Annotated in this window: 9 protein-coding genes; 3 read left to right on the forward strand and 6 right to left on the reverse strand. The window is 68.0% G+C overall.

Annotated elements, in window-relative coordinates; all coding sequences use genetic code 11:
• The coding region (locus ACILQR_RS11470; RefSeq protein WP_395651546.1) for a putative bifunctional diguanylate cyclase/phosphodiesterase at positions 1-1,974 on the forward strand (1,974 nt) is incomplete at its 5' end.
• 117 nt (positions 1,975-2,091) lie between these two features.
• Positions 2,092-3,972 (forward strand): M20/M25/M40 family metallo-hydrolase, encoded by a 1,881-nt coding sequence (locus ACILQR_RS11475; RefSeq protein WP_395651547.1) that lies wholly within the window; start codon positions 2,092-2,094, stop codon positions 3,970-3,972.
• 2 nt (positions 3,973-3,974) lie between these two features.
• On the opposite strand, the gene ACILQR_RS11480 is transcribed toward ACILQR_RS11475, so the two are convergent.
• Entirely contained in the window at positions 3,975-4,979 is a 1,005-nt protein-coding gene (locus tag ACILQR_RS11480; RefSeq protein WP_395651548.1) for a hypothetical protein, read from the reverse strand.
• A 245-nt stretch (positions 4,980-5,224) separates the two neighbouring features.
• Here ACILQR_RS11480 and recA point away from each other — a divergent pair, with 245 nt between their 5' ends.
• Positions 5,225-6,307, forward strand: coding sequence for a recombinase RecA (gene recA, locus ACILQR_RS11485; protein WP_292153942.1), 1,083 nt, complete (start codon positions 5,225-5,227; stop codon positions 6,305-6,307).
• Positions 6,308-6,473: 166 nt separating this feature from the next.
• Here the strand turns inward: recA and ACILQR_RS11490 are convergent, their stop codons facing one another.
• From ACILQR_RS11490 to ACILQR_RS11510, 5 genes are all read right to left on the reverse strand, one after another.
• Positions 6,474-9,887 (reverse strand): amidohydrolase family protein, encoded by a 3,414-nt coding sequence (locus tag ACILQR_RS11490; protein WP_395651549.1) that lies wholly within the window; start codon positions 9,885-9,887, stop codon positions 6,474-6,476.
• A 75-nt stretch (positions 9,888-9,962) separates the two neighbouring features.
• Positions 9,963-10,967 carry a DUF2891 domain-containing protein gene (locus ACILQR_RS11495; RefSeq protein WP_395651550.1) on the reverse strand — a complete coding sequence of 335 codons (1,005 nt, stop codon included), beginning with the start codon at positions 10,965-10,967 and terminating at the stop codon, positions 9,963-9,965.
• A 163-nt stretch (positions 10,968-11,130) separates the two neighbouring features.
• Positions 11,131-12,099, reverse strand: coding sequence for a DUF979 domain-containing protein (locus tag ACILQR_RS11500; RefSeq protein WP_395651551.1), 969 nt, complete (start codon positions 12,097-12,099; stop codon positions 11,131-11,133).
• Positions 12,096-12,809, reverse strand: a complete 714-nt coding sequence (locus ACILQR_RS11505; RefSeq protein WP_395651552.1) for a DUF969 domain-containing protein — start codon at positions 12,807-12,809, stop codon at positions 12,096-12,098. The genes ACILQR_RS11500 and ACILQR_RS11505 overlap by 4 nt, the downstream gene beginning before the upstream one ends.
• Positions 12,810-12,813: 4 nt before the next feature.
• On the reverse strand, positions 12,814-13,972 hold a 1,159-nt coding region (locus ACILQR_RS11510), incomplete at its 5' end, for a hydantoinase B/oxoprolinase family protein (protein WP_395651553.1).

Raw genomic sequence — 13,972 nt, forward strand, 5'->3', positions numbered from 1 at the left:
AATGTGGGTACCTATCTGCACGTCACCAACGGCTTCGCATTCTCCTGGGTGCTCGATGCGCGCGACAGGCCCATCTACGGCATGTCAGACGGCAAGGACGCCGCCCTGGGGGATTACGACCGACTGGCCGGACCCGCTGCGCGGATCGTCTCGGAGGTCCGTCGCAGGGAGGCAGACCGGTCAACCCACCGCGCCAATCCGGGTGCCGAACCCGAGGCCGCGATCGTCGCCAACGCCTCCGACGTGATCGGCAACGACCTGGTCATCCTGTCCGCCACACTAGTCCAGCCGGATTTCGGAACGGCGAGGATCAAGGCGGGGCGTGCGCCCATCATCCTGACAGGACGGGTCGTGGATCCCGCCTTCGTGGAGTCCTTTGGCCAGCGGTATATGCTGGCGGACACGCATCTGCACCACAACGACACCCGCCTGGAGCCCAACCAGGCTCACGCAGGCATTACAAACTCCGCCGGCCGCACCGTCGCTACCCTGGACTGGACGCCGCAGCAGCCGGGCAGCAGGCTCCTGGGCAAGTTCCTGCCCATCGTGCTGGCTATCCTGGCCGGTCTTCTGGCGGTGGCCCTGGTCGCCTACCGGAAGAACCACGCGGCGACCAAGGCGGTGGTCGCCAGCGAGGCACGGGCCCTGCATATCGCCTACCATGACGCACTCACCGGCCTGGGCAATCGCCGCGCGATGGATTTGCGGCTGTCCGAGGCGTTCACGACCGTAGCAACCGGCGGACCGGGCTATGCGCTGTATTCGATCGATCTGGATAACTTCAAGGAACTCAACGACATCAGCGGCCACGCGGTGGGCGACGAACTGCTCAAGACCGTGGCCCGCCGGTTGCGGCGCATCGCCGGTCAGCAGGGCCTGTGCTACCGTCTGGCGGGTGACGAGTTCGCCCTGATCCAGTTCGAGACGGACCCGGAACAGATCCGCGACAGCGCCGAACGGACCCTGAAGAGTCTTGCCCGACCCTACGCCCTCAGCATCGGGCGGTTCCAGTTGACTGCCACCATCGGTGTCGCCGTGGCTGACGCCACGGATGCCGATGCCGGAGAGGCGCTGCGCAAGGCCGATCTGGCGCTGTTTGCAGCCAAACGCGACGGCCGTGGCCGATTCGCCCTGTACGAGCCGGCCATGGACGAAGCCCTGCGCCGCCGACGCGGGCTCGTCGATGCGCTGCGCCGCGATATCCAGGCGGGCACCCTCAGCATGGTCTATCAGCCCCAGGTCGATCGCAACCGCTCCATGATCGGGGTCGAGGCTCTGGTCCGCTGGACCTCGGCGGAGTTCGGCCCGGTTTCTCCGGCTGTCTTCGTGCCCCTGGCCGAGGAGTCCGGCCTGATCGAAAGCCTGAGCGCCTTCACCCTGAGCCAGGCTTTCAGGGACAGTCTGCGCTGGCCGGACCTGAAGATGGCGGTGAACATCTCGGCCTTGCAGCTGAAAGACCCCACGTTCACTGGCCGGATTCTCGCGCTTGCCAGCGACACGGGAGTGAGCCCTTCGGGCATCGAACTGGAACTGACCGAAGGAATTCTGGTCGATCGCGGCCAGGGCGCGTCGGCCCGCCTGGATGCCCTGCGCGAGGCGGGGTTCTCGATCGCCATCGACGACTTCGGCACCGGCTATTCCAGCCTGTCCTACCTGAGCCGCTTCCCGATCGGGAAGATCAAGATCGATCGCTCTTTCGTCATCGACATGGGTCAGTCCCGGTCCGCCGACGTCCTGGTCAAGTCCATCGTGCAGCTGGGCCGGTCGTTGAACATGCGGGTCATTGCCGAGGGGGTCGAAACCTCCGATCAGTGGCTGCGCCTGGCGGCTGTCGGCTGCAACGAGTTCCAGGGCTATCTCGCCAGCCGGCCTGTGCCCGCCGAAGACATCGATCGCCTGTATGCCGGAGAGCGGATCCAGGTCGCCGGACAGGACCCCAACTACGCCCCCGAACACCATCGCGTCGCGGCCTGATCCCGCAAGCGCACGCGAAGCGTCAGACGGTATGCCGATCGATCCAGGTCCGCGATAAACCCGGATCGACGCGATCGCCTCTCTCGCCTAGCATCGCTTGATCGGGGGAGATGTCACATGCGGCTTGGCCTGCTTATCGGTTCACTGGTCCTGGCGCTGATCCTGGGGGTCGTCAGCCTGCAGACGCCCCAGCCGCGTCCGGCGACCGCATCGCCCACGACCTTCTCCGCCGCCCGGGCCATGGTCGATGTGCGCGAGATGGCGCAGAGGCCGCATCCCGTGTCGTCGCCGGATCATGCGCGGGTTCAGGCGTATCTGGTGCAGCGGATGACGGCCCTGGGTCTGACGCCCGCGCTGCAGGTGGGCGAGATGTCGGCGCAGGGTCAGCGTCGCCTGACCCGCTGGGGCCTCGATCCCACCGCCCTGCCCGTCAACATCGTCGGCATCCTGCCGGGTCGGAATCCGAACGCGCCGGCCGTGCTGATGATGGCCCACTACGACAGCGATCTGGATTCGCCGGGAGCCGCCGACGACGCGACGGGGGTCGCCGCCATCCTGGAGTCCGTGCGCGCGATCAAGGCGCGGGGGCCGGCGGAACGCGACCTGATCGTGCTGATGACCGACGCCGAGGAACTGGCCCTGGACGGGGCGGTCAGCTTCTTCAAGGCCTCGTCCCTGCCCGCCCACATCGGGGCCGTGGTCAATCTGGAGGCGCGGGGCGGCGGCGGGCGGGCGATGATGTTCGAGACCGGGCCCGGCAATCGCCAGACCATCGACCTGTTCGCGCGCACGTCCGCGCGTGCCGACGGCGGCGCGACCTCGAACTCCCTGGCGGTGCTGGTCTATGAGCTGATGCCCAACGGCACCGACTTCACCGTGTCGCGGGAGCGTGGCATCGCGGGGATCAACCTGGCCTTCATCGGCCGCCCGGCCCAGTACCATTCGCCGACCTCGACGCCGGAGGCCCTGGATCAGGGCAGTGTCCAGCATATCGGCTCCCAGGCGCTGGAGGCCACCGACGCCTTCCTGCGCAGCCCCACCCTGCCCCGCGCGACCGAGCCCCGCGTTTATGCCGACATTCTGGGGCAGACGATCGTGGCCCATGCGCCGGCGACGGGATGGGTGATGCTGGCGTTGGCGGGCGCGCTCGGCCTGTTCGCCTTCTGGGGCGGACGACACGCGACGGGGGTGACGGCGATCGAGGTCGGGCGCGGGATGCTGGGTGGGGTCTGGGTGATCGCGGCCGGGCTGGTCCTGACCCAGGCCGTACGGCTTCTGGCCGGGCCGATGTCGAGCCGCGCCGGATCGGCCGACGCCTACTATGTGCTGCTGGCGCGGCTGCCGTGGATCGAGGCCGGCGTCGGGCTGACGGTACTGGCGGTGGGTCTGGCCATGCTCGCCGGCCGGGACCGGGTCGGACGGCGGGTGATCGCAGGGGCTGTGCTGATGTCTGCCTTTGCCGCGACACTGCTGGGCGGGTTCAATCCGATCGTGGTCGGGGCTGCGGTGGTCGCCATCGCGCTGAGCCTCTGGGGTCCGGGAACCACCAGGTCGCCCTGGGGCGGGTGGCTGGGGCTGATCGCTCTGGTGCTGGCTCTGGGCGTCGTGGTCCAGGTGGTGGCCCCGACTGCGGCCTTTCTGCTGACCTGGCCCGGCCTGCTGGCCGCCGTCGCTGCCGCCGTATCGGCCGTGATCGGAGCCCGGTTGAAGAGCACGGCATCGCTGGTCGCCCCGGCCGTCATCACGGCCCTGGGCGGCGCATGGATCGTCTATCTGGCCCACCCCGTCTTCCTGGGCATCGGCATGGACCTGCCGGGGGTGCTGGCGCCCCTGACCCTGCTGGTGCTGATGTTCGCACGGCCCCTGGCCCCGCAGGAGGGCGCGCGCAGACTGGCCGGCGCGGCGGCCGCCTGTCTGATCCTGGCCTGCGGGGTGTCGCTGACGGCGCGGTTCGCCGAGCCGATGGAGGCCGAGCCGCCCGCCGCCGCCCAGGGCTGAAATCAGGCCTGCATGGACCGGACGGTCGCGACGATGGCCGCGTTGTAGCTGCGGTAGGCATCGCGCACGAGGCCTTCCCAGACCGGCACATCGATCATCACCGCGTCGCCGCGCGCCCGCTGGATCGCCTGGTAGTTGGCATCGACGGTGTCGGAGAAACTGGGTCCCGCGCGTACCGCGGCCCCCCCTTCGACCACCGTCGCGAAGGGGGGGTCGACGAAGACGTCCTCTCGCGGTCCGAAGGCGCCCGCCATGCCGCCGCCCCGCGCGGCGCCCTTGTGCGACAGGACCCGCGACGCCTGCAGAAGCCCGAAGGCGATGTTTCCGCCGACCGAGGCGGCGCCGCCGAACAGGCCCGGCCGACGGGCGTCCATACGGGCGAAATCCAGCACCAGGGACGGCGCGAAGGCGACCTTGTCCGCCATCCCCGGCTGACGCAGCACGGGACCCAGGGCGTTCAGCGCCGCCATGGCTCCGATCGCCGCGAACCCGCCCTGGCCGGACCCCCGCATATTGACCAGGGGCGTCAGGGCCGGCGCCGCGTCCGGCCCGAAGGTCGCCCAGCCCTTGCGCAGGCTGGAACCGATGGTGACCCCCGGGCCGATCCCGTCGATCTGGACGTTGCCGGGCAGTTCGGCCAGCCCGCCCGCCTGGACCATCCGGCGGGTCTCGTCGATGGGCAACACACTCAGTCCCGCCGCCTCCATCTGGGTGCGCAGGTCGGCATAGGCCGCGTTCGTCAGGGCCCGCATCGTGGCCTGGGTCGGACCCTCCATCACCAGCGACAGCCGTGTGCGCGCGCTGATGCTGGCCACAGAGGTGGCCTGCTGGGAGGTGACGAAATTGACGTGATAGGTCGGAATGGCGAAGGCAGCCCCGCGCAGGATATGGGGATACTGGCCGGTCATGCGGATGTTGAAGCTTGCCGCGCGGGATACGGCCGGCAGGGTGGCGGTCGCGCTCAGCGCCAGCGCGCCCAGTCCGAGGTGGCGACGGGTCAGGGTCATGATCGGGCTCCGTGATTTTCGCCGCACACCGTTGCGCGAACACAACCGGGCTGGGACTTACAAAACCTGACGGCGAGGTCTCGACACGTCAGAATCGGTCGTGCCGGCCCAGATGTTCCGCTTTTATTCCACGGAACGTCTTGGCAACTTTCGCGAGCCGTGTTCTACATCTGTTCACAGGGAGCGGGTCCGTGGCGGGTCTCTCCCAAGCATCGATGGGAATCATGGCAAGGGAGACGGGTAAGATGGCTTCGCAGGCGGCATTGAAATTGGTTGGCAAGGAAGACGGCGACAAGCAGCGCGCCCTGGAGGCCGCGATCGCACAGATCGATCGCGCCTTCGGCAAGGGTTCGGTGATGAAACTCGGCAAGGGCGGGGTGGTCGCTGTGATCCCCTCGGTCTCGACCGGATCGCTCGGTCTGGACATCGCGCTGGGCATCGGCGGCCTGCCGCGCGGACGGGTGATCGAGGTGTTCGGGCCGGAAAGCTCGGGCAAGACGACCCTGGCCCTGCATACGGTGGCCGAGATCCAGAAGGCCGGAGGCACCGCCGCCTTCGTCGACGCCGAACACGCGCTGGATCCCGGCTATGCTCAGAAGCTGGGCGTGAACCTGGACGACCTGCTGGTGTCCCAGCCCGACACGGGCGAACAGGCGCTGGAGATCGTCGACACCCTGGTGCGCTCGGGCGCCGTGGATATCGTGGTGGTCGACTCGGTCGCCGCCCTGACGCCCCGTGCCGAAATCGAGGGCGAGATGGGCGACAGCCTGCCGGGTCTTCAGGCTCGCCTGATGTCGCAGGCCCTGCGCAAGCTGACGGCGTCGATCTCCAAGTCCAACTGCATCGTGCTGTTCATCAACCAGATCCGGCACAAGATCGGCGTCATGTACGGCTCCCCCGAAACGACCACGGGCGGCAATGCGCTGAAATTCTATGCCTCCGTCCGCCTCGACATCCGTCGCACCGGCGCGATCAAGGACCGCGACGAGGTCGTCGGTAACACCACCCGCGTCAAGGTGGTCAAGAACAAGGTGGCACCCCCGTTCCGCGAGGTCATCTTCGACATCATGTACGGCGAGGGCATCTCCAAGCTGGGCGAGATCATCGACCTGGGCGTGAAGGCCGGGATCATCGAGAAGTCCGGCTCATGGTTCAGCTATGACTCGACGCGCATCGGTCAGGGCCGCGAGAACGTCCGCGCCTTCCTGAAGGCCAACCCCGACATGGCCGATGCCATCGAGGACAAGGTGCGCAAGTCCCAGAACAAGATCGCCGACGAACTGCTGGGCGTGCCCGAGCCGGACGAAGGCCAGGATCTGGAAGGCTGAAGACGCCCCCCCCCCCGCAACGCGGGTGTGGATCAAGGACACTCCGCCCGGCTGGTCCCCGCGACCCGCCGCCGACCCCCGCGGGGTTCGGGCCGGACGGAGTCAGGGCCGCCCGGCGCAAGCCGGGCGGCCCATTCTTTTTGAGCAGTCCTTTCAGGCCAGGCGGTCAGTCCCCGCCGTGCCCATGCCCGTCGGCGTCCGCGTCTGCCACTGCCGGAACCGCCTCGCCCGCCGCGTCTGCGAACCAGAAGGGCTGGCGTGGACGGTTGCGACGGCCGACCTCGTCCATGCGGCTGTCGTGGACCCGGCCGTTGGCGACCGTGTAGGCGATCGACGTCGTGTTGCGGATGTTCTCCAGCGGGTTGGCGTTCAACACGACCATGTCGGCCAGCTTTCCGACCTCGAGCGAGCCGACGTCCTTGTCGAGGCCCAGGGCCCGCGCCCCGCCGATCGTGCCGGCGCGGATCGCCTGCAGCGGGGTCATGCCGCCCTGCGACAGGTTCCACAGTTCCCAGTGAGACCCCAGGCCCTCGCGCTGACCATGGGCACCGATCGCGACCATGACCCCCAGGTCCCCCAGCGCCTTGGCCTGGCTGGCGATGGCGATGTGGTTCCACTCGTTGTCGGGCAGGGTCACCGGACGACGGGCCCGCGCATCGAGAATGCGGCGCGGCACATACTGGGTCAGGATCGGATCGTTCCAGACCTCGCTCTCCTGGTACCAGTAGTTTTCGCCGTACGACCCGCCATAGGCCACGACGAGGGTCGGGTTGTAGGCCACGTCCGTCTGGCTCCATAGCTGGCGGACGTCATCGTACAGATGCGCCAGCGGGATCGAATGCTCAATCGTGGTGTGGCCATCCACGACCATGGTCATGTTGTGCTGGTAGAGGGAGCCGCCTTCCGGCACGACACTCATGTTCAGCTGGCGCGCGGCCTCGATGATCTGCTGGCGTTGATCGCGACGCGGCTGGTTGTAGCTCTTGACGCTCCAGGCCCCGACCGCCTTCATCCGGCGAAGCGTGGACAGGGCGTCGTCCAGGCTCTCGACCTGGGCCGTGAACGGCGTCGCGGCACCGTAGAGGATGGTCCCGGTCGAGAAGATGCGCGGCGCGACGATCCGGCCGGTCCGCGCCAGTTCCGAGTGGGCGAAGATCTCGGAGGTGTCGTTCGACGGATCGTGGATCGTCGTGACGCCAAAGGCCAGGGACGCATAGTCAACCCGGCTTTGCTGCGGGATGATCTCGTCATTGGCCATCGACCCGTGCCAGTGGGCGTCGACCAGACCGGGCATGATGGTCTTGCCCGCCATGTCCATGACCAGAGCGTCGGCGGGGACGGTGACCGAGGCGCGGGGCCCGATCGCCTCGATGCGGTTCTCGTTGACGACGATGACGCCGTCCTCGATCACCTGTTCCCCGTTCATGGTGATGATCCGGGCCCCGGTCAGAGCCAGACGGCCGGTCGGCTTGTCGGCGGTGGCGGTGAAGCCGATCTGGATGCCGGTCTCGGGCGGCTTGGGCAGGGTCTCGGGCGCGCCCTCCACGAACTTGAAGGCGTCCGCGACGCTGCGCGAGAAATACTCTGGCCCCAGGGCCCAGGTCAGGCGCGTCGAATCGCCCGACCATTGCAGCCAGTCACCGGCGTCGCGGGTGAAGCGTGACTGCGGCAGGGCCTCGCCCTTGGCCCCGACCACGACCGGCCGACCGGTCGCGACGAACGGCGCGACATAGGCATTGAACCGCTCGGTCCAGGCGACCCAGCGCTCGTCCGGTGACACCTCGAAATCCGAGGCCCATTCCGACGTCAGGTGGGTGCGCGGCTCGTTGCCGTCCAGATCGACCGACTTCAGCGCGCTGCTGGAGTCCACCCGCCCGGCGTAGAAGATGCGGTCGTTCGATGCCCCGAACTGGGGGGCACCGCCGTCGTCGGTGATGAAGGTGGGGGCGCCGCCCGCCGTCGGCACGCGATAGATGCCCGGATTGCGGCTCCACAGACCGCTGCTCAGAAAGCCGTCGGTCACGGCGCGATAGACGATGGTCTTGCCGTCCGGCGAGAAGGTCGGCTCGATATAGTGGCCCGGATTCTGCGTCACGACACGACCGGTCCCACCCGAGGCCGGGATGACCCGCACCGTGCCGAAATCGGTGTCCGACCAAGTGGTGTAGACGATCGACCGGCCGTCGCGCGACCAGTTGGGATAGAGCTCGAAATGGTCCGACTGGCTGGTCAGGCGGCGCGCCGTGCCGGCCCCCTGAGCGTTTGGGGTCAGGTCGCGGATCCACAGATTGCCGAGCGCCTCGAACACCACCTTCGTCCCGTCCGGCGAGGGATGGACCCAGCGCAGCATCTTCACGTCGAACTGGTCGGGCGCGACATCGACCGTGTGGCGCACGGCGGGCTCGACCCGGCGAGTGTCGGTGATGCGGAAGGGAATGTCGGCGACCTCTTTCGAGGCCACGTCGATGCGGCGAATCTTGCCCCCGGCCCAGAAGACGATGGCAGAGTTGTCGGGCGTCCAGCTGATCGCCGGATAGACGCCGTGGATGGCCCAGGTTTCCTGAAGGTCGCGATCAAGGCCCGAATAGATCGGCGTCTCGCGGCCGCTCTCGATGTCCATCACATAGAGGGTCGACTGGTAACGAACGCGCCGGATGAAGGCGAGCGACTTGCCGTCCGGCGACGGCGTCGGCCGGATCGAACCGCCGGGCCCGGACAGGAACTCCTCGGTCTCGCCCGTTTCGCGGTCCAGCCGGTTGATCACATAGATCTGGGTGTTGACGTCCTTGGAGTATTCGAACGTCGGCCCCGGCGTCGCGTCGTCCGAGAAATACAGATAGCGGCCGTCGGGCGAGAAGGCGGGTTCGCCCGTGTCCTTCTGCTGCGTGCGCCGGGTCGTCAGTTGCACGCCGCCACCACCCGAGCGGTGCCACATCCACATCTCACCGGCGCCGAGCGAGCGGGACGAGGTGAAATGTTTACGGCCCACGATGAACTGGCCGTCGGGGCTCCAGTCGGGCTGGTTGACCAGGCGGAAGCTCTCCTTGGACACCTGGGTCGCGTTCGATCCGTCGGCGTCCATGACCCAGATGTTGTCTCCGCCCGCGCGATCGGAGGTGAAGGCGATCTGACGGCCGTCCGGCGACCATTTCGGCTGCATGTCCCAGGCGACGCCGGACGAGATGGCCCGCGCCTCACCACCCGTGATCGGCATGACATAGAGATCACCCAGCATGTCGAAGACGATGGTCTGGCCGTCCGGGCTGACGTCCAGCGACATCCAGGTGCCCTCGGTGACGTCCAGGTTGACGGTGCGGGTCGGCCCCGGAGGATTGTTGACGTCCCATTTGGGCTTGTCGTCCGGCCTGGGCAGCGGAGGGGTGGCGGCGGTCTCGCCGGTTTCCAGCACCGGGGCGGGGGTGGGGTTCTCGGGCGAGGGCGACGGCGGAGCAGGCTCGGGGGCCGGCGCGGGCGTCGGGGCGGGTGCAGGCGGATTCTGCGTCTGGGCCAGGGCCCCCATCGGCGCCTGGGCCGCCATGGCCAGCACCGCCACCGTCGTCAACAACACGCGCTTCATCATGGACACCTCGAAATCCGGACAGGGCGGCATCTAGCGGCAAGTTCGCCGGATTGGCGAGGTTACGGTTTCGTCATGTTAGGCCGTCAGGGCCAGCAGGGCGAAACTGGCCAGCCAGTGCTCGCCCATATAGTCGCCGGTGACCTGAGGCAGGGCGGCGGTCAGGTGGGTGTCGGCGGCTTCGAGCGCGACGGATCGAGCCGCATGACCGGCGGGCAAGGCCCCCGCGATCCCGCGCCAGCACCAAGCGCGGCTGAGGTTCAACCCGTCCAGATGCGCGATCTTGCCGTCCGACCGGTCGCTGACCGAGGCGGGACGGAACAGGGTGGCGGGGTCTCGCGTGGCGACGCGGGGCAGGAAGGCGTCGAACCAGGCGGGAAAACCGTCGCCCAAGACGACCCGCATCAGTTCGGCCTCCATCAGCGCAGGCGACAGGAACTCGTCCTGCGACGGTTCCCAGGCCTGGCAGTCGCGGTCGGCCGAATGCCATTCGACGGCCTTCCTGCGGCACTGCGTGGCCAGGGGGCGGTCGCCGATCGCGTCGGCGTATTCGATGGCCAGCCTGAGCGCGAAGGCGGAGTTGTAGTGGGTGCCGACCCGCACCGGATAGGTGGCGACCAGCAGATAGGCTTTCAGTCTGCGCGCAAACGCATCGGCCAGGGGCTTCAGCGTCCCGGCCCAGCGGCGGCCCTCGGACGTCGAATGCCGGTCGAGTTCGGCTTGCAGCATCAAAAGCCAGGCCCAGCCGTAGGGCCGCTCGAACCCCCGGCCTTCGGGGCGGGCCAGATAGGCGACCTCGACGGCGATGTTGGCATCCGTGAACAGGTCGTCGGCCAGGGCGGCGATGCGCGGGGCCTCGGCCATGTCGGGATGCAGGCGATAGAGGGTGAACAGGGTCCACCAGCCATGAACGCAACTGTGCCAGTCGAAACTGCCGAAGAAGACGGGATGCAGGGCGCGCGGACCCCTGGCGTCCTCCGGTCCAGCCATGACGTGGTCGAGCTTGTTGGGGTATTCGCGGGTGACGTGGCCAAGCGCCGTGGAGGCGTAGAGGACAGCGATTTCGGGGGTCAGCCGGGTCATGACCTTCCTCCCCATCCGTCATCCTCGGGCTTGTCCCGAGGATCCAGAAACACCGTCGGATCAGTTGAGGCGGCGCGTTGAAACCCGGGCAAGATTTCAGGCACCGGGAGTCTGGATCCTCGGGACAGGCCCGAGGATGAAGGTGTTTGTGAAACAACCACCGTCAAAACCGGAACGCCAGGGCGTACATCAGGACGATATTGGCCCCCAGCATGGCGAGGGCGGTCGGGGCCTGGGCCCGGATCACGCCGTTGAAGGCGGCGTTCCGGTCGGGCAGCTCCAGAAGGTTGGCCGGGACCACGTTGAAGTTGGCCGCCATCGGCGTCAGCAGGGTCCCGCAGAAGCCGGACAGCATCCCGATGGCACAGACGATGGCCGGGTCGCCGTCGAACTGCAGGATTACGAACGGCAGGCCGATCGCTGCCGTCATGACCGGAAAGGCCGCAAACGCATTGCCCATGATGAAGGTGAACAGGGCCATCCCCAGACAATAGGCGACGACGGCGATCAGCGGCCCGTTCATGGGGATGACGTCGGCGACCAGGCCTCCGACCACCTGACCCACCCCGGCCAGGGCGAAGACGGCACCGAGCGCGGCCAGCATCTGGGGCAGGATGGCGGCCCAGCCGACCGCGTCCATCAGCCGACGGCCTTCCTGAAGCGGGGCGGTGGCGGGCGGCCGGAACATGGCCATGGCGACGACGAGGGCCAGCAGGACGCCGAGGCCGAGCGCGATCAGGGTCGGGTCCTTGGCGTCGAACAGGGGCCGTCCGCCGATCTCGATCTTGGCGAGCACCAGCGTGCCCAACAGGGCTGTCGCCGGGATGATCAGGGCGGGAATGAACAGCCTGTTCCCGAACCGGGCGGCCAGGGTCCGGCGTTCCTCGGGCGAGGTGGTGGCGGGCCGACCCTGTCCCAGCCCACCGATGCCGCCTATCAGCACCAGCCCGACCAGCAGGATGCCGTTGCCGAGATCACCGAGATAGCTCCCGAACAGGAAGCTGACCGCCATCAGGCCCCAGAAGGCGGCGTTGCGCAGGCGTTTGGGGTTTTCGCGATCGGTCACGCTCATCCAGGCGAAGGCCATGAAGATCAGGCCGGCCAGGATGTAGACCCAGGTCAGGGTGATCATGGTCGGGCCTCCGTCACCTCGACGATACCGCCGGGGCCCTCGTCGAGCCGGACCTCACGCGCGATGCGACGATCGAGCAGCAGCAGGCGCGTTCCGTGGACCAGCAGCGCGACCACCGCCGTCGGAATGGCCCAGACCGACAGCTCCAGCGGCTGGAGGATGATGCCGTTCTGTTCGAGGAAGCCCTTGATCAGCAGGATCGAGGCGATGGCGATGAAGATGTCCTCGCCGAAGAAGAGCGCGATGTTGTCCGCCGCCGCCGAATGGGCGCGGATGCGGAACCGGGTGGCGTCGGGCAATGTCCCGTGGTGGGTTTCGGCGGCGGCTTCGGCCATCGGTGCGACCAGAGGCCGGACCATCTGGGGGTGGCCGCCCAGCTTGGTCTGACCCAGGGCGGCGGTGACCTGGCGCGCCACGAAATAGGCCAGCAGCAGGCGACCGGCCGTGACCCGCGCCATCTTCGCGATCAGGGCCCGCGCCTGTTCCTGAAGGCCCGAGCGTTCCAGCAGGCCGATCACCGGCAGGACCAGCCAGACGATGGAGATATAGCGGTTGTCGTTGAACGCCTTGCCGAAGGCGGCCAGCGTCTCGGTCAGGCTGAGACCGCCCGCCACCCCCGTGACCAGGGCGGCGGTCAGGATCACCGGCAACGGATTGAACCGCAGCAGGAAGCCAGCGACGAGAACGGCGATGCCGAGAAGGACGAGCATAGCGCTACGCTAGCGTCTTGCCGGGTTCTGGCAATGCATTCCCATAGCCGCCCCCACCCGGAGTCTCGATGACGAAGACGTCGCCGACGGCCATCGCAACCTCGGCGGTGGAGCCCAGAACCTCGACCTTACCGTCCACGCGCTCGACGCTGTTGATCCCGACCGCGCCCGGCTCGCCTCCGGCCGCCCCGAATGGCGGCACCCGCCGGCGGTTGGACAGGATCGCGGCCGTCATCGGTTCCAGGAAACGGACGCGGCGGACGACGCCGTCGCCGCCACTGTTGGCCCCCGCCCCGAAAGAGCCACGCCGGATCGAAAAGCATTCCAGCAGGACCGGAAACCGCGTCTCCAGCACCTCGGGATCAGTGAGGCGGGAGTTGGTCATGTGGGTCTGGACGGCCGAGGCTCCGTCGAAACCGGGCCCCGCCCCCGAGCCGCCGGCGATGGTCTCGTAATACTGGCGCGCGTCGTCGCCGAAGGTGAAGTTGTTCATCGTCCCCTGGCTGGCGGCCAGGACGCCCAGCGCACCATACAGGGCATCGACCACCGCCTGACTGGTCTCGACGTTGCCGGCGACGACCGCCGCCGGATAGCGGGGATTAAGCATCGAGCCCTCCGGCACGATCAGGTCGATGGGCTTCAGACAGCCCTCGTTCAGCGGGACGGCGTCGTCCACCAGGGTGCGGAAGACATACAGGGTCGCGGCCCGTGCGATCGACAGCGGCGCGTTGAAATTGGTCGGGCGCTGGTCGCTGGTGCCGGTGAAATCGACGGTCGCGCGGCGGGCCCGGGCGTCCACGGAGATGGCGACGCGTATGACGGCGCCGTCGTCCATCTCCAGCGCGAACGACCCCGGCCTGAGCACCGACAGGACACGGCGCACGGCCTCCTCGGCATTGGCCTGGACGTGGGTCATATAGGCCTCGACGGTGTCGCGGCCGAACTCGGCGACCATGCGGATCAGTTCGTCAGCGCCCCGCGCGCAGGCCGCGACCTGGGATTTCAGGTCGGCCAGGTTCATGTCGACATTGCGTGACGGGTATGGGCCCGAGGCGAACAGGGCGCGGGTCTCGGCCTCTCTCAGCACACCCTGATCGACCAGCAGGACGTCGTCGATCAGGACGCCCTCCTCCTCGACCGTGCGGCTGTTCGGCGGCATGGAG

This window comes from Brevundimonas sp. (genome assembly GCF_044239655.1).
In the GTDB taxonomy this organism is placed as follows: domain Bacteria; phylum Pseudomonadota; class Alphaproteobacteria; order Caulobacterales; family Caulobacteraceae; genus Brevundimonas.

Coding starts and splice junctions, on each gene's coding strand:
- ACILQR_RS11490 (WP_395651549.1), bottom strand. CDS start 9,887: ATGATGAAGCGCGTGTTGTTGACGACGGTGGCGGTGCTGGCCATGGCG.
- ACILQR_RS11505 (WP_395651552.1), bottom strand. CDS start 12,809: ATGCTCGTCCTTCTCGGCATCGCCGTTCTCGTCGCTGGCTTCCTGCTG.
- ACILQR_RS11500 (WP_395651551.1), bottom strand. CDS start 12,099: ATGATCACCCTGACCTGGGTCTACATCCTGGCCGGCCTGATCTTCATG.
- ACILQR_RS11495 (WP_395651550.1), bottom strand. CDS start 10,967: ATGACCCGGCTGACCCCCGAAATCGCTGTCCTCTACGCCTCCACGGCG.
- ACILQR_RS11475 (WP_395651547.1), top strand. CDS start 2,092: ATGCGGCTTGGCCTGCTTATCGGTTCACTGGTCCTGGCGCTGATCCTG.
- recA (WP_292153942.1), top strand. CDS start 5,225: ATGGCTTCGCAGGCGGCATTGAAATTGGTTGGCAAGGAAGACGGCGAC.
- ACILQR_RS11480 (WP_395651548.1), bottom strand. CDS start 4,979: ATGACCCTGACCCGTCGCCACCTCGGACTGGGCGCGCTGGCGCTGAGC.